Source organism: Candidatus Afararchaeum irisae (assembly GCA_034190545.1).
Taxonomy (GTDB): domain Archaea; phylum Halobacteriota; class Halobacteria; order Halobacteriales; family Afararchaeaceae; genus Afararchaeum; species Afararchaeum irisae.
Window position 1 is genome coordinate 1 of sequence record JAXIOF010000057.1, and the last position, 20,612, is coordinate 20,612.

Below are 20,612 nucleotides of genomic sequence, written 5' to 3' on the forward strand. Positions count from 1 at the left end.
GCGTTCATCTGCGGTCGCGGTGCGGTATCAGTACCGAACTTCGTGAGGTACTGAAAATTCATATATAGACTCTATCATACAACACTCATTATGGAAGATCTGTCTTCTGATAAGATCAGCTTCCTACTGAGATCCGATAACCGTATCCGTATTCTTCGCGCCCTCTCGGAAGAGAGCCTATCACTTCGCGAACTGATGGATCAACTCGACTGTCCGAGAACTACGTTGCAGGGAAATCTCAACAAGCTGGCTGAAAGAGATTGGGTGAAGAAGGTCTCAGGAGAGTACGAAATAACTCCAGAGGGTTATGTGGTTCTAAGCGGTTTTATCGATCTAAATGACTGTTTCAAAGCTTCTGAAACTCTAAAGCCTTTTTTGAAACACATACCGACTGATAGACTCGATGAGATACATCTAAGTAATCTAACGGGTTCGAGGATCATTCTACCTCAGGAGGGAAGACCCCACGCACCTGTTAGAAGATTCAAACAGATTATTGAGACGACAGACAGAGTACATGCTTTCACACCCGTCGTGCTCCCGGCTTATGTAGATGTCTTTCATAGACGTATAATGGAAGGTATGAAAGCCGATCTTATATTTGAAAAGGATGTGGTAGATAGTTTGGTGTCTATGGATAGAGAAGGGAAGATAACAGATATACTTGAGGAAGAAAATACAAATATACTCGTAACAGATCACGAGATAGAGTACGGACTCGGTATAGCTGATAATACTTTGGTTCTGAAGTCATACGGAAGCACCCAGATGCCACGTTGCCTCGTGGAAAATAAGTCGGGACAGGGAGTTCAGTGGGCTAGAAACGTATATAGGAATTATGAACGCGAATCTGAAGAGCTCGGTTTCATGGTATAGCCAACACCGTACAGTATTCGCCGCCATGCTTTTACATCTGCGAGCATAATACCTTATTTGGTGGTTCTATGAAAACCATAACCGCAGATAAACTCGAAGAGATGAAGGAAAGCGGCGAGGAGTTCGTCCTCATCGACGTGCTCGGGGAAGACCATTTCGAGGAGGAGCATATACCGGGTGCCCTAAACATACCCCTCGAACGAATAGCGAGCGAAGCACTTTCGAGGTTCGACAAGGACGAGAAGATAGTCGTCTACTGTGCCGATGACGAGTGTTCGGCGAGTCCGAGGGCGGCTGAGAAGCTCGAAGACCTCGGATTCGAGAACGTGATCGACTTCGAGGCGGGTGTAGACGGATGGAAGAAGTCAGGGCGCGAGGTAGAGTCGGGGATGAAGACCGAAGTGTGAGCCGTAACTGTCTCTCTTACGTGTTTTGTGTTTTGTTCCGTATCAGACCCAGTCGACCACGCTGTTTATATTTAGGGACGTGAAGCCGTCGAGGTACGCACGAGTGTGTGAGTCCCTGTCAGGACGTGTCCGGAAGACGACAGCCGGCTTGTGACTCAGAGACGGCTTAGATTCGACCACGGATTCCCAGTCGTCGTCACCGAAGTTCGAACAGTCGACAAAGAGGACTGCGTCGTGGTCTCTTAGCTGTCCACTCGATTTCGCGTCTACTGTCTCGTGTACAGCCTCGACGGGGCAGTTCGCCGACCGTCTGTCGGGAGGAAGTGGACGCGTGACCTCGATCAGAAGAGGGTCGTCTCGAACTCCATCCGAACTTTCGGCGGCGAAGTCGAGGCTGTGTCCCGTGTCGACGCCTATCTCGGGAGTGATCTCGTAGCCCGCCTCGTCGAGTATCCGCGCAGCGGTGAACTCTGACATCGCCGACGCCATCCTCGTGAGGTCGAGTTCGGAGCTAGTTCCGACCTTAGTCGACATCTCGTATCTGTAGTCGTCGAGAATACCCGTCGAGAGGAACTCCTCGTAGAACGACGCCGCGTCATCGTGTGTTGCGTCGGGAAATCCCGCGGCGTTTTCACGGAAGAAGTCGGGTACGGTCTTCCTGCCGTCCTTCGAGAGGAGAACCGGAAGGAAGAACCACGAGAGGTAGGGATACGACGAAACCCACGGCATACGTTCCTCGATTTCGCCGAGGAGTTCTCTCTGTGCTCCCCTCGAGATACCGTACGGTACAGCATCGTGCCCAAATCTGTACTTGTCGGTCTCCCAGAGTACCTCGGGAGTCTGAGTATTTCCGAGCCAGTAACCCTCTCTCGCGTCGTTCTTCCAAGCGAAGAGGGCTATGTCGCCGTTGTCCATCTCGAACCTGCACGACGAGTAGGCTTCGGGGACGTCGAAGCCGCCTGTTATACGTGCTCCTATCTTAGAGTCGAGAGGCTTGAGAAGCGACTCCTCGACCCGTTTTCGGCTCCAGTTTTGTCTCGAACGTCTGAAACGCAGAGGACCTGCCACTACTTGAGTTATGTCGCCGAGGTGCTTAGGTCTTCTGCCCCTCTTCCTCTTCCTGTGAGACGAGGAGACCCAGATACGACGTGGTTATCGAGTCCCCGGGATCGAGTCCGACTTCCCCTAAGACGTCTTTGACTCCGTCACGTGCGTCGTCTAGGCTCTCCTCGTCGGCTTCTGTCTCGACTTCGACGAACTCCCCGACACCGTCTACGTCGTCGAGAAGGACGTGGTAGCCGTCGACTTCATAGACCTCTCTTTCTTTTCTGACAGTCTCGAACTCCTCGAAGCCGAGCGAGGTGAGTACGGAGTCCATCGTGTCGTCATCACCGACTTCAAGTTCGAACTCCTCACGTGACTTCGTCTGGGTGTCGAGCTTAGGACCCTTGTAGGTCAGACGTGTCTCGCCGTCGAACCTTCTTATGCGTAACGCCTCGTCAGTCTCTGCGAAGTCCCTGTGGGGTGCCGAGTAGTAGGTATCGACCTGAGTCTTCGAACCGTGTCTCTCGGCTCCCATCTCTTCGAGTCTCTGTCTGACCTCGTCTATGTCGGCACGTACCTTGACCTCGACTTCTATCATAGTCGAGAGTGGCGTGACTGAGGCTTACAGCTTACGGTGGCTGTCTCACTCAAGGGCTATGGGAAGAAAGACACCGACGACGAATACGGAGACGAACGCGAGGAGGATCCCTATACCTATCATATCGGTGAGAAGTACGTCCTCCCAGTCGGGAAGTCCTCCGAGGACGGCGTTTCCGGCTGTCTCTCCGACGGCTCCTACCACGAACATGCCGATACCTCCCAAAAAACCCGATCTTTGCAGTGTGTGCGTAGTCTATTCTCGCACCCGATGCCATGTCTAACGACGCAGAACGCCACCTATTATTAGCTTCGGTCTCACGGTCTCAGACGGAGTCCTCTGAGAAGCTGTCCTGGCATTCACAGAGAGTCTGCGATCAGACTCGCTACAGAGACTGTGTCGAGACCCGACTTGAGCGTGTCAGTAGTTACGACCTCTTCTACGCCCGCGGAGTAGAGTCTCAGGACGGCGTTTCTGGCGAAGACTGGATGGACACACGCCGCGTAGACCTTCTCGGCACCCTGTTCTTCGAGAAGCTCGACGGCGGTACTCATAGTGCCACCCGTGGCTACCATGTCGTCGACTATCACGACTTCTCTCCCTTCGACAGAGAGCTCCTTGGGCTGTATCTCGACCTCGTCGCCCGAGATACGTGTCTTCTCTAGGTAGTCGACCTCACCACCGAGAACAGACTGTGCCGACTCGGCGAGTTCTATCGCGCCGGCATCGGGCGAGAGGACGATTGGAGAGTCCGACTCGACGGTGTCTTCCAGCTTTTCTCCGAGAACCGACACTGCATCAAGGTTTTGGGTCTCAGCGTCGAACCAGTCGAGTACAGAAGGCTCGTGTACGTTGACCGTGGTGACCGAGTCGACACCGTCCGAGACTGCACGTCCGAGTGCCCTCGCGGTGACAGGCTCGCCCTCCTCGAACTTCTTGTCCTGTCTCGCATATCCCATGTACGGCATCACTACGTCTACTCTCTCGGCGTCGGAGCACGCGTCTATGGTCTGAAGGAGCTCTATATACGTCTCGTCAGTAGGTGTACTCGCGACTACTACGGCTCTACTGTCCTCTATACCCGGGACTCTCACGAGACTCTCGCCGTCAGGGAACCTCTCGTACTCGACTTCTACGAGATCGTCTCCCGACTCGTGGGCGACACGTGCGGCGAGTGCCTGTGACTCCGAACCTGCTACTATCATTAGATACCAAATCGTGAGAGCCGGCTTTAAGCATCACGGTATCCGGTGTCGCTTTCTCAGACACCAATCTCCATCTCGACCCTGTCGCCCGACGACAGACCGAACTCGTCGCTCCCACTTCCGTGGTTGACGCTGATCTCGAAGTTGCCGTGGCTTCCGACAGTACAGACGGGCTCTCCCTCGTCGACTCCGGCGTATGTTCTCTCGAACGCAACACGACGTCCGTCGACCTCGATGTAAGAGCCGTATCCCACCTCTTCGACCATCTCGTCGCCGTCGAGGTTAGTGACTACGTTTCCGAAGCTGTCGACGTAGACGACCTCGGCGGTAGTACTGCCGTCCTCAAGCCTCGCAGTCTCCCAGTCGAGGTCTACGTAGCCGTCTATCTCGTTCTCATCTGCGAACTCGAACTCTCCCTCAGCGACCTCGGCAGCCGCAGGCGCGAAGACGTCTCTTCCGTGGAAGGTGTTTGACTCGGTTTTGGCGTCCTCGTAGACGTAGTCGTAGACTGTCGGCTCGCCGAGACGTCTCATCGCTCTCAGAAGGACGCCGTTGTCGGGACCTACGAAGTACTGACCTCCCGACTCGCCGACGACGGCGCGTCTGTCGGTTCCGACTCCGGGATCGACTACGACACAGTGGACGGTTCCATCGGGGAAGTAGGCTGCTACATTTGAGAGTATGAAAGACGCCGCACGCACGTCCTGGGGAGGTACCGAGTGGTAGATGTCTACGAGACGTGTACCTGCGTCGGTGCGTGACGACAGAACGCCTTTCATCGCCGAGACGTAGAAGTCGTCGAAGTCCGTGAGGAGCGTGACCACGTCGGTGTCTGTCATCGGAGTCGTTTGGTCTTCGGGAGCCAAAAGGCTTGACTTTGTGGCTGCGCGAGTCGTAGTATGGCAAGTCTCACGGAGATAGGCGAGTCTCTCGAAGATCTTCTGGAGAACGACGACTGGGCGGGGATCGATGCCTCGGTCAACGGGATACAGGTCGAGAACTCGGGAGAGGTAGAGAAGGCGGCGTTTGCGGTCGACGCATGTGTAGAGACTATCGACGAAGCGGCTTCGAGGGACGCCGACCTGCTCGTCGTCCACCACGGGATAGTCTGGGGAAGCATAGAGAGACTCACGGGACAGAGCTACGACAGGTTCAGAAGACTCGTCGAGAACGACATCGCCCTCTACGTCTCACATCTACCACTCGATGCCCACGGGGAGATCGGAAACAACGCAGTCCTTATACGCGAACTCGGAGGCTCTCCCGACGAGGGATTCGGGGAAATAGGAGGACGCGATGTGGGTTACGTCGGCGAACTCGACGAATCAGTGGGATTCGAGGCGTTCGTCGATAGGGTCAAGTCTGTTACGGGATTCGACCCCGACGTACTCGGATTCGGAGACGACGAGGTCGAGAGGGTCGCCGTCCTCACGGGTGCAGGAGGCGGACATATAGACGAGGCGGCGGATGTCGACGCAGACGTCTTCGTCTCGGGCGAGCCCAAACACAGAGCCTACCACGACGCCAAGGAACACGGAGTCAACGCCGTCTTCGCGGGACATTACCACACTGAGACATTCGGTGTGCGCGAGCTACAGAGAGTAGTCGAGGAAGAGTTCGGAGTCGCCACGACGTTTATAGACGCTCCGACCTCGGTCTGAACCACCCTTCCTTTATATCTTAGCGGTCATAGAAAGACCGAGGCCGATGACGAGACTCAGGACTGAACAGGAGGATGATGAACCCTATGAGTGCCGAGGCCTCATCTCCTATATAGGAAATTAGTTGGATTTTGCTATAGTTTAACGGAATTTCTTTGGATAATTATCGATATTAAAGCTGTTTTTGTATCTTGGCTGATAGGGGTGGTTTCTGTTGTTGTGGCTGTGGATTGGAGTGGTAGAACGTAATGAGGTAAGGGGGTTCAGTACTGTTTTGGGGGGCTGCTTGCTTCCCATTTCGTCTTATCTTCTCTTGAGTGAGGAAAAGTCAGGGTACAGTGTTTAGTCGTTTGCAGTCTAAGTCCTGTTTCACAGTCGAAAGAGGAGAAGCAAGATGTCTTAGAGCGGCTTAAACAGCTTGATGATGAAGGAGTCCTGGATAAGCTGGAGGATTTAGGAGAGGTTCAGTCCTCTAATGTCCGATGAGTATATAAAATTCGGTCATTAATGTTGACCGTGGTCATAATGACAGACCAAACATCGCCCGGTGTCATACTTCCTATCCCACTCGGTGAAGAACGAGTGTTCCGCAACCAAGCGATGGAAGACATAACAGAACTCCTATACAGAAACCCACACGAAGAATTTGGCGTCCGACAACTTCGGGGTATCACAGAACACGGAGCACAGACAACGGATACAGCGATAAAACTCCTTGAACAGGTCGACCTCATCCAAACCAGGAGAGAGGGGAACCAGAAGCTTATCAGCATCAACAGAGACCGGATACACAAACCCGATGACCCCATCCTAGAAATACCACAAGAAGAATTCAGAACCCCTGTGAACACCTTCGTGGATAAAGTAGAGAACGATCAAAAGGACAACTTAGTCGGTGTTCTCCTGTTCGGTAGCGTGGCACGAGGTGAGGGCGATAGAGCCAGTGACATCGACCTACAGGTGATCGTGGAGGAAGATCTACTGGAATCACGGAGAAGCATCCATGACATCAGACAGGAAGTCGAAGAGACGAGGTTCGGAGGAAACCGTTACGAACTACAGGTTCTGGTAGAATCGGTAGACACCGCCGAGGATTACGGAGACAAACTTCACGAGATCTTCTCAGAAGCCATAACGCTCTACCAGACAGACAAACTGGACGAACTACGAAAGGTGATTCTGGATGGATAACAGCCATATTGAAGACAAGTTAGATGAGGTTCAGGAGCTCTTCGACAAGAGACCTGAAGAAATAGAAACAGGTTTGCACGTCGACGGTGCTGAGATGCTCCAGTTACGGAAGGCATGTAGACTGCTGGAAGCAGCCAGACATCTGAAACAGGAGAACGGCTACTACACCGTTGTCATAGAGGCTTCTTTCGCAGCGATAGAGAGGACGATCCAGTTCTACTTGGTAGACAACAACTTTCTGGACCCGGAGGAATACGTCGACCACCGAGAAGTCTATGAGAGAGGTAGCAGAGCAGGACTATACAGCGACGAGTTCAAACAGAAGCTGATAGGTCTCTGGAGAGAAAACCGTTCACGCTCATACTACCGAGAAGGCGTAGGCAGCAGAAAAAGAGCCGACAAGATGCTTGAACTCGCAGAAGGAGTACATAGCCACGTGACTCAGTTAGCCGGCAAAAGCCATGAGTGTATCTGCAACACGGCTTGACTACAAACATTTACTACGTGACTACCAAGTACTGCTGTATGAACTGTTTTGCCAGAAGGATTGGAGAAGCTGAAGAACTCTTGGAAAAGGTAAAGTCCTGGAGCGAGGAAGAGATCGAGGAGTTAACTAAGCTTTACAGGGAAAAAGCAAGGGAATACAGGGGTCTTCTGCCAGACCACTGGTCTTTTTCCACTGTTTCTTATCTTCTTCTGACATAGTAGCTTCGACCTCTTTTTTGGCAGGAGACGAGCGGGTTTGTGCCCTCAGCCTCGCACATCAAATAACTACGCCTTAGCCTTTTTATTACCTACGCAAACACCGAAAATATGGTTGCCGAGGTCTCATCTTTCCATGTCTCACTGATTAGTAGACATTATCTCTATCACGTCGCGGTGATCTAATACTGTGTCGGCTCCTACCTGTCGGTCGTTACGGCAGTCGATTCCGTGTAGGAATCCCTCTCCTATGTCCGAATGTAGATGGTAGGCGAACTCCTCGGCTGTGGCGTCCCCGGGTAGGAGGAAGCAGTCTCGGAAGGGACCTTTGGTCCAGTCTCCCGAGGCAGAGCCGGGGAAGACCGCCTTGAGTTCGAGGACGTCGAAGACTGCGGTTTCGAGTGATCTCTGTACACCCGTGCCGCCGTACTCGTCGACGAACTCACGTATCTGTTCGAGACCTTCCCTCTTCTTCTCGGGGAGCTCAGCCGTGATCTCGAAGGAGTCGTCGCCGGGTATGTACTCGACTGAGTTCTGTTCCTTCGCGTTCTTGAGTGCCTTCTCGGCGTGTGCGGAGACAGGGACGAAGTCGAGATGTTCGTACTCGGGATCGTCGGTAATCTCGTCCCAGTTTTCCTGTGCCTCGGGTGTGTCCATCTTGTTCGCAGCTATCACGATCGGCTTTGTCCTCTCACGTATCTCACGTGCGACTGTCTTCCTGTCGTCCTCGTCCCACGACAGCGGATCGACTTCGAGACCCACTGATAGTACCGCCTGCTTGATCCCCGCCGCCGAGATTCCGAAAGCCGAGAGCTGTTCGGCGAGTACCTCCTCGGGATCGGGATTCGACATCTTCTGGCTCTCGTACCTCTCGATGCCCTTCTCAAGTATGTCGAGGTACCACGCGTCGAGCTCTTCTTCGAGGAAGTCGATGTCTTGCCTCGGGTCGTGACCCTCTGTGGCTTCGCCCTCGGGATCTGTCTTACCCGAGAAGTCGACGACGTGTATCAGAACGTCAGTCTCGTTGAGATCGGTGAGGAACTGGTTTCCGAGACCCTTTCCCTCGTGTGCCCCGGGGACGAGACCCGCTATGTCGACGAGTTTCACGGGGACAAAACGCGTGCCATCCTCACACTTCCCGACCGAGGGCTGACACTCCTCGTCGAACTCGGGGGCGGCACAGTCGGTGCGGACGTAAGCCTCGCCTATGCTCGGGTCTATCGTCGTGAAGGGATACGCGCCCTCGGGGACGTCGTTCATCGTCGCGGCGTTGAAGAAGGTCGACTTGCCGACTGAGGGCTTGCCGACTAATCCGATTCTGTAGCTCATTAGGTACTCAGAGGTTCCGCGCGCCTAAACAGATTTCTACATGACTGCGTCTATGCTATGTGGTGTCTTCACAGTCCAGAGTCCTCCAACGAGCCACAGATGAAAATAAGTTCTTAGCTTGGTTTTCTCAGCTTTCCTGCTTGAAGAGGTAGAGCGCAGCGCCGATGAAGATTACCTGAGAGAGTTTATCTGGAACGGCAAATGGTATATTATGCATTCCTCCTCTTACCCACATGACTATCTGAATGACTGTAAGTAATGCTGCGACAAGGTAGAGGTAACGGTTCCAGTAGCGGGTCATGAACCAAGCTATTCCTATATAGTAGCCAATACCTGCCGTCAGGAAGAGCATCCCCATTGTCTGGCTGAAATCCATGACACCGGGAGCCAGAACAAGGTGTATAGAGCCAGATATAAACGCGGTTACTACGGCAACCCATTCGAGGATATTTATCTCGTCGATACGTAATGCCGGCTGCGACTGGCTTGCCTGTGCCATATAAATGAATTCATTAGACTTCCTACATATAAATGTGGTCGGGATTCTAGAAATGTACCACACGATAGCCATCATATCCTTGACATATTTCTGCCTTTCCGAAATAAAAGCGAAGTTCGAGATTGGCACGTGCTCGCCAAAGGCTTCGTAGCACAGACGGAGTCTGAAGCCCTACTGGCGGTGCAGGCAGGTGAATCCGATGGGATGGGATGTAGCTGAGACTGGGGGCGTGAATACGAAGACGGCGGTATCCACAGTCGCCTCAGCAGATACGTGTATACGTGGTTCCGACTTTACTTTTCGGCAAACTATTCTACAAAAGAGGTAAAAATTACAGACGTGACTCTATCACGTGTCGGCAGTCATCGACTACCTCGTCGACGGGTCTCTCGGCGTCGACTACCACGAATCTATCCTCGTCGGAGGCTATATCGATGTAGTTCTCCCTGACTTTCTCTAGAAACTCGGTCTTTTCATACTTCGCAGTCGCGTGGGTTCTCTCGATAGCTGTCTCGGGGTCTATGTCGAGAAGCAGCGTGAGATCGGGGTAGACTGTCCAGGCGTCGTGTACCGACCGTATCCATTCGAGAGGCGACTCGACCTCGTCTTCGAGCGAGACCGCCTGATACGCTCGCCGAGAGTCGATATACCTGTCCGAGATCACCAGACTTCCTTCTTCGAGACTGGGGTCAATCACTCTGTCGACGTGTTGGGCGTGGTCAGCCACGAAGAGGAAGAACTCAGCCATAGAGGAAAGATCCCTCTCTCCCTCGACCGACTCGGTGACAGCCTCTCCCATCCACGAGTCGGTAGGTTCGCGAGTGAAGACGGCGTCGGAAAAGACCTCGTCGAGACGTTCAACTACGGTCGACTTACCCGCGCCGTCTATTCCTTCAAGGGTCACGAGCATGGATAAGGATTGAAGGTGTCTCTAATCGCGTTTACGGTATCTTTCCCGGTCTTCCGTGTCCGTGTCTGTGTCTGTGTAGCTACCGTCCTCAGTCGACGCTTCCTTCCACTCACCTATTCCGGCTGGGTCGAGATGTATATGTACGTCTCCGACGGAGTCTATCTCCTTGAGACTCCTGTAGATCTCCGACTCTATGTCGTGTGCCTCTCTCAGACTGTGGTCTGCGTCTATCTCGACGTGTGTCTCGACCTCTATCTTCGACCCGACGTAATGTGCCGTGAAGTCGTGTATTCCCCTGACCTCGGGATGGCTTCTCACCGTCTCCCCAATCCGTTCCTGTTCTTCCTCAGGCGGTGCTCTCCCCGCGAGGTAGTCTATGTTCTCACGCGATATCTCGACCCCCTGACGTACGACGAATATGCTTACTATACCTCCGACTACGGGGTCGAGAACCGGGAAGCCCGCCCAGATTCCTGCGACCCCGATGAGTGCGACGCCCGAGGTATATATGTCGTTGAGGCAGTCCTTCGCGAGGGCATCGAGACTCGGCGATCCGATCCTCTCGGCTATACGTCTCGTGTACCAGAAGGCGAAACCCATGTCAGCGACCGAGAAGACGAGACCCGCGACTAGCAACGGACTGAAAGACGAGTCGACGCCGCCGAGTATCTTGTGGACGTTGTCATAGAGTAGCAAGCCGCCGAGTACGACTATCACACCGCCGACGAAGAGTGCGGTGAGTGGCTCTACGCGCTCGTGACCGTGGGGATGGCTCTCGTCTGGCTCCACGAATGAGAGACGTCCCCAGACTAAGACGACGAGGCTAGCTGCGAGGTCGGCGACGGAGTGAGCCGCATCAGCGACGAGTGCCATACTCCCGAAGAAGAGTCCGACGCTACCTTCGACGGCTATCTTGACGAGGTTAGCCCCCACGTTGAGGTACGACGCCCTCATGAAGTCGGACTCGTCGCTCTGGACGCCGCCGTCGGTCTGGCTCATAATGAGAAGGTAGAGTCTCTTGTGTAATCCGTCTTGCGTTAGGCTACTCGACCCTGCGCCCCGACCCCTTCCATCCCTTTATTCCACCTTTGAGACTCACGGCGTCGTAGCCCTTCTTCGACAGACTCCTCGCCGCGCCCGCGCTCCTCATACCCGACCTGCAGTAGACCACGACTCCCTCTTTCTCCGTGTCTCTCAAGCCGTCGGCTAACTCGTCGATCTCTCGCATCGAGACTGTCTCGTCGGTGCCTGGAATCTGTTCGTCAGATCTCCCACGTACGTCTACGACGTAGTAGTCGTCCGACTCGACCATCTCCTCTGCGTCGTTGGGGTCTGCGGTCTCGTACTCCTGGAGACCGAGGAGTTCGAGTAGCTTGGCTACTAAGACCATTACCATTTCTCTCTACTCCGCCTGTCTGACCTGTTCACGGCAGCCTTCGAGCTTGTCGTGGCGCGGCGGCGAGTAGAGGTTTGCCTTGTCTTCGTAGACGTAGTCGGCGAAGTCGTCGACGTCCTCGACGCTGAACCAGTAGTTGCCCGACGACGCCCTCTCTATGTGTCCCGTCTCGAAGTCGGGCTCTATTAGATCCTGTATAGTCGTCGTAAGACGGTGGGAAGGTGTCGAGAACGAGACACCGAGGCTCTTCGTCGACTTCTTGTAACAGATAGTGCCACACGACTCTAAGAGACCTCTGAGAGAAACCTTCTCGTAGCCGTCGTCTACGAAGCTCTTGAGCCTCTCGATGTCGTCGTGGAAGTCGGCGTCTGTTTTCGCCGAGACTTCGTAGACGCGTTCCTCGCCCTCGACGTCCCTGTGGGCGTTCTCGCGCTCCCTCGTAACTGGATCGGCTTCGCCGCCGAGTATATCGGCTAGCTTCTCGGCAGTCTCCCTGTGTTTTACCTCGAACTCTATCTCACCGTCTTCGACGCCGCGGCTTCCGACTGCATATCCCCATGCGTATGCGTACTCTGCTGTGTCGTCTTCGATCTGGACACTCATACCTCAGACTGATTCCGAGACGACTTAATATTTAGTAAGTCCTCCCGCCTCAACGTATATCCTGTCTGCGGCTGGGACACAGTCGCGTATCAGGGACTCGACCTCGTCGACGGCGGTCTCTATCTCGGAGGTCTCCATCGAGTCACGGAACTCGACCTCGACAGCGACGAGAACTTCGTCGGCTCCCAGGTACATCGTCCTGAGGTCGGCGACACCGACGACGTCATCGTGTGTCTCTATGGCTCCGAGTATCTCGTCCCTCTCCGACGGCGTGACCCCCTCACCGACTATGAGACCTCTGTTCTCCCATGCGAGGACGGCAGCGAATCCCATGAGTAAGAGTCCTATGAGTATGCTCGAAGCCGCGTCGTAGAAGACGTTCTGTGTCACCTCGGTTAGGTAGACGCCCGCGATAGCCACGAGTATTCCGAGTATCGCTAAGGTGTCCTCCGTGAGTGCTGTGATGAGAGCCGCGTCCTTACTGTTCGTGTAAGCCGTCCAGAACGAGTCGTAGCCTTTCTCCTCCATCTCCTTCCTGAAGCCGTCGTAGGCGTTCTTGAGGGAGTACGCCTCGAAGACGAGAGCGAGTCCGAGTAGGACGTAGTTGATGAGGACTTCTGACTCGTGGTAAGACTCGCCGAGTCGGTGGATGCCCTCGGTCAGAGACGAGTATCCCGCTATTCCGAAGAGTATGACAGAGACGACGAAGGCATAGAAGTACTGTTCCTTGCCCCTGCCGAAAGGGTACTCGGGCGACGTCCCCTTCTCACTCATACGTATTCCGAGAAGTAAGAGAACCTGGTTTCCGGTGTCGCTCACCGAGTGGTACGCCTCCGAGAGCATGCTCGAACTTCCCGTAACCGTCCACGCGCCGAACTTCGCGACGGCTATCAGGAAGTTGGCTACAAGGGCTGCGTATACTACTTTCTTTGTGGATGCCACATTCACGTGTCTCCGAACCAACCCAAAACGTTTTCGAATCCCCGAGTACAGTAGGGTTATACGAAACCTCAACCACGCGGGGACGGACACAGAGACATGATACAGCCCATACTTGAGACAGCCGTGACAGCCGTCTGGCTGATGCTACCCGCCTACATACCCAACAACGCCGCCGTTATCTTCGGAGGCGGACGCCGGATAGACGCAGGTAAGGAGTGGGGTGGCAGACGCATACTCGGGGACGGAAAGACATGGAGAGGCTCCGTAGGCGGCTTCGTCTCGGGACTCGTGGTCGCTCTCGTTCTGAACCTCGTCTCAGCCTCCGGGGTTCCGGAGTTCAGCATCGGGGCGGCTGTCACACTCCCACTCGGAGCCGTCTTAGGGGACATAGGAGCTAGCTTCGTCAAGAGACGTCTCGGACGCGAGAGAGGCGAGTCTTTCCCCCTCCTCGACCAGCTAGACTTCGTTGCCGGAGCGTGGGGGCTGACAGCAGTCTTCGACACCGACTGGTTCCTGAGGCTCTTCACAGCCGAGATCATCATAGCAGTTCTTATAATTACCCCCCTTCTCCATCTTACGGTAAACGTAGTCGGTTACAAGATAGGAGTCAAGAACGAACCATGGTAAACGACACAGACATAGACACAGACACGACGGACGGGAAGAAGAGTCTAGTAGAAGCACTCCGCGAGTCGGAGGCGGTTCTCTACGGCGAGTTCGAGCTTTCGAGCGGGAGGACGAGCGACTACTACATAGACAAGTACGTCTTCGAGACAGATCCCGAGGTACTCGACCTCGTCGGAGAGGAGATCGCACGTAAACTCGGAGAGATGGGGGCGAGCAAGATAGCGGGCGTCGCACTTGGAGCGGTGCCCCTCGCCGCCGTAGCGAGTGTAAAGTCGGGCCTTCCGTACGTCATAGCGAGGAAGAAGGCTAAGGAGTACGGCACCTCGAACCAGATAGAGGGAGACCTCGAAGACGGCGAGGAGGTCGTCGTAGTCGAGGACATAGTCACGACTGGTGGGAGTGCTATAGACGCAGTCGAGACTCTCCGAGACGCGGGTGCCGAGGTCAACGATGTCGTCGTAGTCGTCGACAGACAGGAGGGTGGAAAGGAGGAGATCGAGTCACACGGTCTTAGACTACACTCACTCCTCACCGCCGACGACATACTCGAAGCCGGGGACTAGATAGAGGATGACGGGTAAATTCGAGACCGTACGTCGTATAGTCGATGACGACGACGAGATAGAGGGCTACCTCGAGGCGCAGAACACGACAGCGGTCAAACGCCTCGGCTACAACGACCACGGCAGGAAACACATCGGCATAGTCCAGGAGAGGGCACTCGAACTCCTCGAACTCCTCGCGGGTGACTCGAACCACGACGGGGTCGGCTTAGGCGTCGAAGAACACAAGAAAGGGCTCGGATACGAGGACGCGAAGGTCGTAGTCTACCTCGCCGCTACGCTCCACGACGTTGGACACGTCGTCCACCGTGACAGACATCCCTACTACTCCGTCGATCTCGCCGACGGGATAGTCGACAGGATACTCGGGGAAGCTGACGTCTACACCGAGAAGCAGAAGATAGCGGTAAAGGGCGACGTCCTCCACGCGATACTCTGCCACCACACAGAGGAGTCGCCCCTGACGGCTGAGGCGGGTATAGTCAGGGTCGCAGACGCTCTCGACATGGAGATGGGGAGGTCACGTCTGCCGTACGAGAAGGGGAGACGAGGTATCGACACCGTGTCGTCTCAGGCTGTGAAGGAGGTACGTCTTCTCGACGGAAGAGACGAACACGGCGTTCCCGTGTTGATAGAGATCGACCTTCGAAACTCCGCGGGGATATACCAGGTCGACTCACTCCTGAGGTCAAAAGTCGAGGACAGCGGGATCAAGAACCAGATACGTATAGTAGCAGTAAACGAAGGCGACGACATAGTCGGAAAGATAGAGTTCTAAGAGAACGACTAACACCAGAGACAAGACAGATGATACTCTCAGACCGCGACATACGTAAGAGACTCGAAGAAGGCGATCTATCCATAGAGCCGCTCGAAGATCCCGACCTTCAGATACAGCCAGCGAGCGTCGACATGCGCCTCGGGAACGAGTTCCTCGAGTTCCAGCGCTCGAACATACCGTGTATACATCCCCAGAGCGAGGAGGAGACCGACGCCTACACGCGGAGGAAGGTCGTCGAAGACGGCGATTCGTACATACTCCATCCGGGTGACTTCGTTCTCGGGACGACCTACGAGAGGGTCGAGATACCCGACGACCTCGTCGCACGTGTTGAGGGACGTTCGAGTCTGGGGAGGCTTGCAGTCGTAGTACACGCCTCGCTACCTTACGACGAGGAGGTGTTCATCTGGACACCCGATGACGGGTTCGGATTCCACGAGATAGGCGAAGTCGTCGAAGACGAGAAAGAAGCACGCGCGGTCTCGTTCGACCCCGAGAATCTGAGGGTCAGTACCCACGAGATCACCGACTACATAACCAACCCCAGAAAGGACATATACCGCGTGAGACTTGAATCCGGACGTGAGGTCAGGGTAACAGAGGATCACAACCTCTTCACGCTCGACTCAGAGGGTAAGGTCGACAGGATAGAAACCGAAGACTCCGAGGGCGAACTCGTGGCAGTCCCTCATAAGCTTCCCGAGCCCGTAGTCGATGAGACCGAAGTCGACCTCGTGGAGCTTCTCGACGGCTCTGAGGACATAATCGCGTACGCATCCGACGGCAGAGGCAGAGGCAGAGGCAGAGGCAAAGGCAAGAATCAAGGATTTACAGATGTCGACTGGGAGGGCATCGGAGAGTCTACGAGACGCCATTACGAGGGACGTAACAGCGCGCCCCTGAGAAGGGTTAGCCCTGTCGAAGCGCGTGACTCCGACGTAGATCTGTGCTTCAAACAGAGTGACTTCAAGCTACCCGACACAGTACCCGTGACAGCCGAGTTCGGCTGGGTTCTCGGCTTCTACATAGCTGAGGGGTACGCAAGGAGAAAACACGTCGTCTTCACCAACAAGAACGAGGAATACCTCGACAGGGTCGAGTCATGGTTCGAGGAGTACGGCACGACTATCACACGGAACTGTGACGACAGGGGTGTACGACAGCTTACGGTATCCTCGGCTCTCTGGTCAGAGATCTTCCGACGTCTCGCCGACGAAGGCAGCGACAAGAACATACCAGACGAAGCCTGGAACTGGTCCGACGATGTACTCGAATCCCTTCTCGAAGGTCTGATTGACGGAGACGGACACAGACGTGAATCGCGGGAGACCTTCTACACCTTTAACGAGGATCTCGCGTACAACGTCGTCCACCTCGCTTCACGTCTCGGAAAACTGTCTTCTGTCTACTCAAGAGAGCGCGAGACGGGAACAGAATGGAACGTCGACATCTCCGAAGACGCTCACAAGAAGGGGCAGTACGTTCCAAACGTCGACGGAGTTCTGAGAGAGTACAGACATGAAGCCGGTATGGGTATGAAAGAGGTAGCCGAAAAGGTAGGCTGGTCGTCGAAGTCAAGCGTGTCGAACCTCGAAAACTGTGAGTACAGCTCCGTGAAACGTGAGACTCTCCGGAAGCTACGCGAGGTATACGCCGACGAGGATGTCGAGACACGGCGTTTAGACAGTATACTCGACGGCGGAGTCAGGTTCGAACGCGTCGAGTCGGTCGAGAAAACCGGCGATCGCGAGGTTACCTACGACCTCGAAGTACAGCCCAACGGAAGGTGTATCGAGAACTTCATCGGCGGACGCGGAGGTGTCTTCCTGTCGAACACAGCCGGCTTCATAGATCCGGGTTACGAGGGACAGATCACCCTAGAGCTCTCGAACCTCGGAACCGCGCCCGTCGCACTACGTCCGAGGGAGATGCGTATCTCACAGGTCGTATTCACCGAACTCTCGTCACGTGCGGAGCTTCCGTACGGAGAGGAGAGGGGCTCGAAGTACCAGAACCAGGAGGGTCCGACAGCGAGCCGTATACAGAGCGACGCCGAGTGGGAGACGGAGTCGGACGAAGGTACCGAGGTCGACGACGACGAACGATAGTATAATTTGGCTCCGCGTCCTACCCACAGATATGACTGAAGTTAGGTGGGAAGACGTTCTCGAGCTTCCTGACGAGGTCGACGACGAGACAGCCGAGGAGCTATACGAGGAGGCTGACACGAAGCAGGACATGATGGGGGAGACGTGTCCGTATCCTCAGCTTGAGGCGAAGAAGGCTGTCGACGAGATGGAGGAAGGGGAGCTTCTCGTCCAGGAGACAGACCATGTCCCGAGCGCCGAGAACGTCCCTAACGCGGTCGACGACGACGCCGAGGCAAAAGTCTGGAGCGACGGCGGAACCTACAGGATATTCCTCTGGAAAAGATAGTATGGTGGAGTATATCAGCACTGACGATCTTCACGACAGGATAGAGTCGGGGGAGAAGCCCCAGATCATAGACATACGTTCGGAGGACGAGTACGAAGAGGGGCATATACCCGGCGCGGAGAACATACCTCTCGACGAACTCCCTCTCAAGATAGGCGAACACGACTGGGGGGACGACGTCGTGGTTGTCTGTAAGATCGGCGAAAGCTCCGTACAGGGTGCACGTCTCATAAAGGCATACGAGGGCGTCAGCGACGACGCCGAAGTCGCGAGCATGGAGGGAGGTATGGAGAACTGGGAGTACGACACCGAGACCGACGGCGAGTAGCCTCTGTTCTGTTGGGTTCGTTCGGTTCCACTCCTTGGTGACCCGAAGGACTCAAGTGGTAGACTGGGATAGAGTATCCAGGAACCAATGGCGCGAAAGGACTACCAGGAAAGGTTAGACGATCTTCGGCAGGACGTCCTCTACATGGGGGAGGTCGTCATAAACCGTCTCGAAAAGGGACTCGACGCCCTTGAGACGAAGGACGACGACCTCGCGTGGGAGGTCATAGAGAAGGACAGCGAGGTCAACGATCTCTATCTGGAGATAGAACAGGAGTGTATAGACCTCTTAGCTCTACAACAGCCCGTAGCGGGTGACCTGCGTTTCATAGTGGCTTCTTTTAAGATAATTACCGACCTCGAACGCGTCGGAGACCTCGCCACCAACCTCGGCGACTACGCCCTCGACGCTGAGAAGTACGTCTTCCCCGAGGTCGACATACGTAACGTAGGCGACGACGCCTCCGAGATGGTGAGTCAGGCGATGGAGGCGTACGAGAACGAGGACACCGATCTCACATACGAGATCTCGGAGTACGACGACGGTCTCGACCAGAGGTGTGAGGAGATAAGCAACGAGATAATACGTAACCTGATCGAGATGGAGACGGGGGACGCCGACGAGGACATAGAGACAACACTCAACGAGGTCTCACGTCTCCTTCTGACTGTGAGAGACCTCGAACGTGTCGGAGACCACGCCGTCAACATAGCCGCACGGACTCTCTACATGGTCGAGAACGACGACGAACTCATCTGGTAAGGGGGAGATGACAGAGTACGCCGTCCGTGTTCCGAAGGAAGAGACAGAAGCCGTGATGCGGAAGGCGGAGAAAGAGGGCGTCTATGACGACGCGAGAAGCGTCAAGAAGTCGGAGACGGCTGGCGAGGAGAAGACCGAGATACCGGTTACGGGAGAGGTGACTCTCGACGGCTACGACGCCTTCGAACAGGAGAGTCCCGAGTACAGGAAGACGAGTCTCGAAGACCTAACAGACGTAGAAGATCCGCCCTCAAGCTGGAAGACCGTAGGCGACGTCGTCCTCGTGAATCTGGGAGGCTACACGTCAGAGGAGAAGACCGAGATAGGCGAGTCTCTCCTCGAACTTACGAGCGCGAGGACAGTCCTCGACTACAGGGGTGTGTCGGGTGAGATGAGGAAGCCGGATGTCGGTCTCGTAGCTGGAGACGAAGAGACTGAGACTCTCCACCGTGAGAACGGATTCGAGTTCAGGCTCGACCCCGCCGAGGTGATGTTCTCTGTCGGAAACGCCGAGGAGAGGCTGCGTATGCGCGAGACGGTCGGCGAGGGCGAGACAGTCTTCGACATGTTCGCGGGGATCGGCTACTTCTCTGTACCCGCAGCGGTCGGGGGTGCCGAGGTCGTCGCCGCCGAGATAAACCCGGTCTCGTGTTCCTACCTCGAGGAAAACGCACGTCTCAACGGTGTCGAAAGCCGTATCGAGGCTTACAACGAGAACTGTCTCGACGTGGCCCCAGACCGGGAGATAGACAGGGTGCTGATGGGTCATTTCGACGCCGTCTCGGAGGAGTTTATGAGACACGCGGTGTCGTCAGTAGACGGCAAAGGCGTGCTACACGTACACGACGCAGCCTACGATCCCGCCGAGACCGAGGAGGAGATACGTAGACTCGTCGAGGACAGGGGACTCGGAGCCTCGGTCGAGACGAGAAGGATAAAGGGATACTCAGAGGGTGTGTCGCATTACGTCTTTGACGTAGAGGTCGGGGTATAGGAGCCGCCCCACACGGTACCAGCGCCAGTTATAAGACGCCGCTCCGTGAATCTCAGTCAGTCCCATGGCTGCTTGGATAGAGGTTATTACGACGGCTTTCTTCCTCCAGTTAATGTCTCTCCCGGGTGAGAAGGGTCAGCTAGTCATAGCGGGGCTTGCGACGAAGTACAGCCCGTGGATGGTCGTCGCAGGTGCGAGTACGGCATTCGGAGGCTGGACAGTTCTCGAAATACTCCTCGGAAACGCCCTCAAGGACGCTCTCCCGAGGGTCTACCTCGACGGCGCGACCGCGGCGCTCTTCTTCATATTCGCGTTCTGGATACTCTACACGTCGCCGGGGAGAGGGAAAGGAAGTGAAAAGAGACGTGTCTCCGACGGCGGGTCTGAGAGTAAGGAAGACACAGACGAGACTGGGACTCAACTGAGTGAGATAGACCTGCCCGACGAGACGAGGTTCTACGGCTTTATCCCATCATTCTCGATGATGGCAGTCGGAGAGTTCGGAGACAAGACACAGATAATCACGATAGGTCTCGCAGCTACCTACGGCGTACATCCCGGAATCTGGGTGGGCGAGATGCTCGCCATAATCCCCGTGAGTGCCGCAAACGCCTACTTCTTTAACAGAGCGTCACACCGTATAAACCAGAGATGGTTCCATCTCGTCTCGGCGGGAATCTTCCTCCTCTTCGCATTCGACACCACAGCGAAGTACGCGATAGGCAGGTCTTTTCTACCAATAGGCTGACGACACGCCA

General features: G+C 55.2%; 26 protein-coding genes and 3 pseudogenes. 17 read left to right on the forward strand and 12 right to left on the reverse strand.

Features of this window, described 5'->3' with window-relative positions; translation table 11 throughout:
* Positions 1-90: 90 nt before the first annotated feature.
* Positions 91-876, forward strand: coding sequence for a helix-turn-helix domain-containing protein (locus tag SV253_07060; protein MDY6775818.1), 786 nt, complete (start codon positions 91-93; stop codon positions 874-876).
* Between the two features lie 68 nt (positions 877-944).
* Complete coding sequence (locus SV253_07065; GenBank protein ID MDY6775819.1) at positions 945-1,283, forward strand: rhodanese-like domain-containing protein; 339 nt, start codon at positions 945-947, stop codon at positions 1,281-1,283.
* 42 nt (positions 1,284-1,325) lie between these two features.
* On the opposite strand, the gene SV253_07070 is transcribed toward SV253_07065, so the two are convergent.
* The 5 genes from SV253_07070 to SV253_07090 form a co-directional block, all read right to left on the reverse strand.
* Entirely contained in the window at positions 1,326-2,351 is a 1,026-nt protein-coding gene (locus SV253_07070) for a DUF5784 family protein (protein MDY6775820.1), read from the reverse strand.
* A 25-nt stretch (positions 2,352-2,376) separates the two neighbouring features.
* The gene (gene cyaB, locus SV253_07075; protein MDY6775821.1) at positions 2,377-2,925 is read right to left on the reverse strand and encodes a class IV adenylate cyclase; all 549 of its coding nucleotides are present in this window, start codon (positions 2,923-2,925) and stop codon (positions 2,377-2,379) included.
* Between the two features lie 45 nt (positions 2,926-2,970).
* On the reverse strand, positions 2,971-3,135 hold the full coding sequence (locus SV253_07080; protein ID MDY6775822.1) for a hypothetical protein: 165 nt from the start codon (positions 3,133-3,135) through the stop codon (positions 2,971-2,973).
* A 149-nt stretch (positions 3,136-3,284) separates the two neighbouring features.
* Positions 3,285-4,130: a ribose-phosphate diphosphokinase gene (locus SV253_07085; protein ID MDY6775823.1), complete on the reverse strand. Its 846-nt coding sequence runs from the start codon at positions 4,128-4,130 to the stop codon at positions 3,285-3,287.
* A 56-nt stretch (positions 4,131-4,186) separates the two neighbouring features.
* Positions 4,187-4,969, reverse strand: coding sequence for an SAM-dependent chlorinase/fluorinase (locus SV253_07090; protein MDY6775824.1), 783 nt, complete (start codon positions 4,967-4,969; stop codon positions 4,187-4,189).
* Positions 4,970-5,029: 60 nt separating this feature from the next.
* Here SV253_07090 and SV253_07095 point away from each other — a divergent pair, with 60 nt between their 5' ends.
* The 4 genes from SV253_07095 (at position 5,030) to SV253_07110 (ending at position 7,687) form a co-directional block, all read left to right on the forward strand.
* Positions 5,030-5,791, forward strand: a complete 762-nt coding sequence (locus tag SV253_07095; GenBank protein ID MDY6775825.1) for a Nif3-like dinuclear metal center hexameric protein — start codon at positions 5,030-5,032, stop codon at positions 5,789-5,791.
* A gap of 600 nt (positions 5,792-6,391) precedes the next feature.
* Positions 6,392-6,982 (forward strand): nucleotidyltransferase domain-containing protein, encoded by a 591-nt coding sequence (locus tag SV253_07100; GenBank protein MDY6775826.1) that lies wholly within the window; start codon positions 6,392-6,394, stop codon positions 6,980-6,982.
* Positions 6,975-7,469, forward strand: a complete 495-nt coding sequence (locus tag SV253_07105; GenBank protein MDY6775827.1) for a hypothetical protein — start codon at positions 6,975-6,977, stop codon at positions 7,467-7,469. Before SV253_07100 ends, SV253_07105 begins: the two co-directional genes overlap by 8 nt.
* Before the next feature lie 38 nt (positions 7,470-7,507).
* Positions 7,508-7,687 carry a hypothetical protein gene (locus SV253_07110; protein ID MDY6775828.1) on the forward strand — a complete coding sequence of 60 codons (180 nt, stop codon included), beginning with the start codon at positions 7,508-7,510 and terminating at the stop codon, positions 7,685-7,687.
* 138 nt (positions 7,688-7,825) lie between these two features.
* Here SV253_07110 and SV253_07115 read toward each other — a convergent pair whose 3' ends face one another.
* The 7 genes from SV253_07115 to SV253_07145 form a co-directional block, all read right to left on the reverse strand.
* Complete coding sequence (locus SV253_07115) at positions 7,826-9,013, reverse strand: redox-regulated ATPase YchF (protein MDY6775829.1); 1,188 nt, start codon at positions 9,011-9,013, stop codon at positions 7,826-7,828.
* 127 nt (positions 9,014-9,140) lie between these two features.
* The gene (locus tag SV253_07120; protein ID MDY6775830.1) at positions 9,141-9,512 is read right to left on the reverse strand and encodes a hypothetical protein; all 372 of its coding nucleotides are present in this window, start codon (positions 9,510-9,512) and stop codon (positions 9,141-9,143) included.
* A gap of 331 nt (positions 9,513-9,843) precedes the next feature.
* Entirely contained in the window at positions 9,844-10,422 is a 579-nt protein-coding gene (tmk, locus tag SV253_07125; GenBank protein ID MDY6775831.1) for a dTMP kinase, read from the reverse strand.
* 21 nt (positions 10,423-10,443) lie between these two features.
* Positions 10,444-11,421, reverse strand: a complete 978-nt coding sequence (locus SV253_07130; protein ID MDY6775832.1) for a cation diffusion facilitator family transporter — start codon at positions 11,419-11,421, stop codon at positions 10,444-10,446.
* Positions 11,422-11,464: 43 nt separating this feature from the next.
* The gene (locus SV253_07135; protein MDY6775833.1) at positions 11,465-11,812 is read right to left on the reverse strand and encodes a rhodanese-like domain-containing protein; all 348 of its coding nucleotides are present in this window, start codon (positions 11,810-11,812) and stop codon (positions 11,465-11,467) included.
* A 12-nt stretch (positions 11,813-11,824) separates the two neighbouring features.
* Positions 11,825-12,421 carry a hypothetical protein gene (locus tag SV253_07140; GenBank protein ID MDY6775834.1) on the reverse strand — a complete coding sequence of 199 codons (597 nt, stop codon included), beginning with the start codon at positions 12,419-12,421 and terminating at the stop codon, positions 11,825-11,827.
* A 24-nt stretch (positions 12,422-12,445) separates the two neighbouring features.
* Positions 12,446-13,363: a cation diffusion facilitator family transporter gene (locus SV253_07145; GenBank protein ID MDY6775835.1), complete on the reverse strand. Its 918-nt coding sequence runs from the start codon at positions 13,361-13,363 to the stop codon at positions 12,446-12,448.
* 96 nt (positions 13,364-13,459) lie between these two features.
* Here SV253_07145 and SV253_07150 point away from each other — a divergent pair, with 96 nt between their 5' ends.
* The 11 genes and pseudogenes from SV253_07150 (at position 13,460) to SV253_07200 (ending at position 20,602) form a co-directional block, all read left to right on the forward strand.
* On the forward strand, positions 13,460-13,990 hold the full coding sequence (locus SV253_07150; GenBank protein MDY6775836.1) for a CDP-2,3-bis-(O-geranylgeranyl)-sn-glycerol synthase: 531 nt from the start codon (positions 13,460-13,462) through the stop codon (positions 13,988-13,990).
* Entirely contained in the window at positions 13,984-14,553 is a 570-nt protein-coding gene (gene pyrE, locus SV253_07155) for an orotate phosphoribosyltransferase (GenBank protein MDY6775837.1), read from the forward strand. Before SV253_07150 ends, pyrE begins: the two co-directional genes overlap by 7 nt.
* A gap of 7 nt (positions 14,554-14,560) precedes the next feature.
* Positions 14,561-15,331, forward strand: coding sequence for an HD domain-containing protein (locus SV253_07160; GenBank protein ID MDY6775838.1), 771 nt, complete (start codon positions 14,561-14,563; stop codon positions 15,329-15,331).
* Between the two features lie 29 nt (positions 15,332-15,360).
* Positions 15,361-15,714, forward strand: a pseudogene (gene dcd / locus SV253_07165) (dCTP deaminase).
* A gap of 12 nt (positions 15,715-15,726) precedes the next feature.
* Positions 15,727-17,130, forward strand: a pseudogene (locus SV253_07170) (LAGLIDADG family homing endonuclease).
* A 39-nt stretch (positions 17,131-17,169) separates the two neighbouring features.
* Positions 17,170-17,442: pseudogene (locus SV253_07175) on the forward strand (dCTP deaminase).
* A gap of 31 nt (positions 17,443-17,473) precedes the next feature.
* Positions 17,474-17,770: a sulfurtransferase TusA family protein gene (locus SV253_07180; protein ID MDY6775839.1), complete on the forward strand. Its 297-nt coding sequence runs from the start codon at positions 17,474-17,476 to the stop codon at positions 17,768-17,770.
* A gap of 1 nt (position 17,771) precedes the next feature.
* Positions 17,772-18,098 carry a rhodanese-like domain-containing protein gene (locus SV253_07185; protein ID MDY6775840.1) on the forward strand — a complete coding sequence of 109 codons (327 nt, stop codon included), beginning with the start codon at positions 17,772-17,774 and terminating at the stop codon, positions 18,096-18,098.
* 87 nt (positions 18,099-18,185) lie between these two features.
* A complete protein-coding gene (gene phoU, locus SV253_07190; protein ID MDY6775841.1) occupies positions 18,186-18,860 on the forward strand; it encodes a phosphate signaling complex protein PhoU in 675 nt (224 codons plus the stop codon).
* Between the two features lie 7 nt (positions 18,861-18,867).
* Complete coding sequence (locus tag SV253_07195) at positions 18,868-19,854, forward strand: class I SAM-dependent methyltransferase family protein (protein ID MDY6775842.1); 987 nt, start codon at positions 18,868-18,870, stop codon at positions 19,852-19,854.
* 64 nt (positions 19,855-19,918) lie between these two features.
* Positions 19,919-20,602, forward strand: coding sequence for a TMEM165/GDT1 family protein (locus SV253_07200; protein ID MDY6775843.1), 684 nt, complete (start codon positions 19,919-19,921; stop codon positions 20,600-20,602).
* Positions 20,603-20,612: the final 10 nt, after the last annotated feature.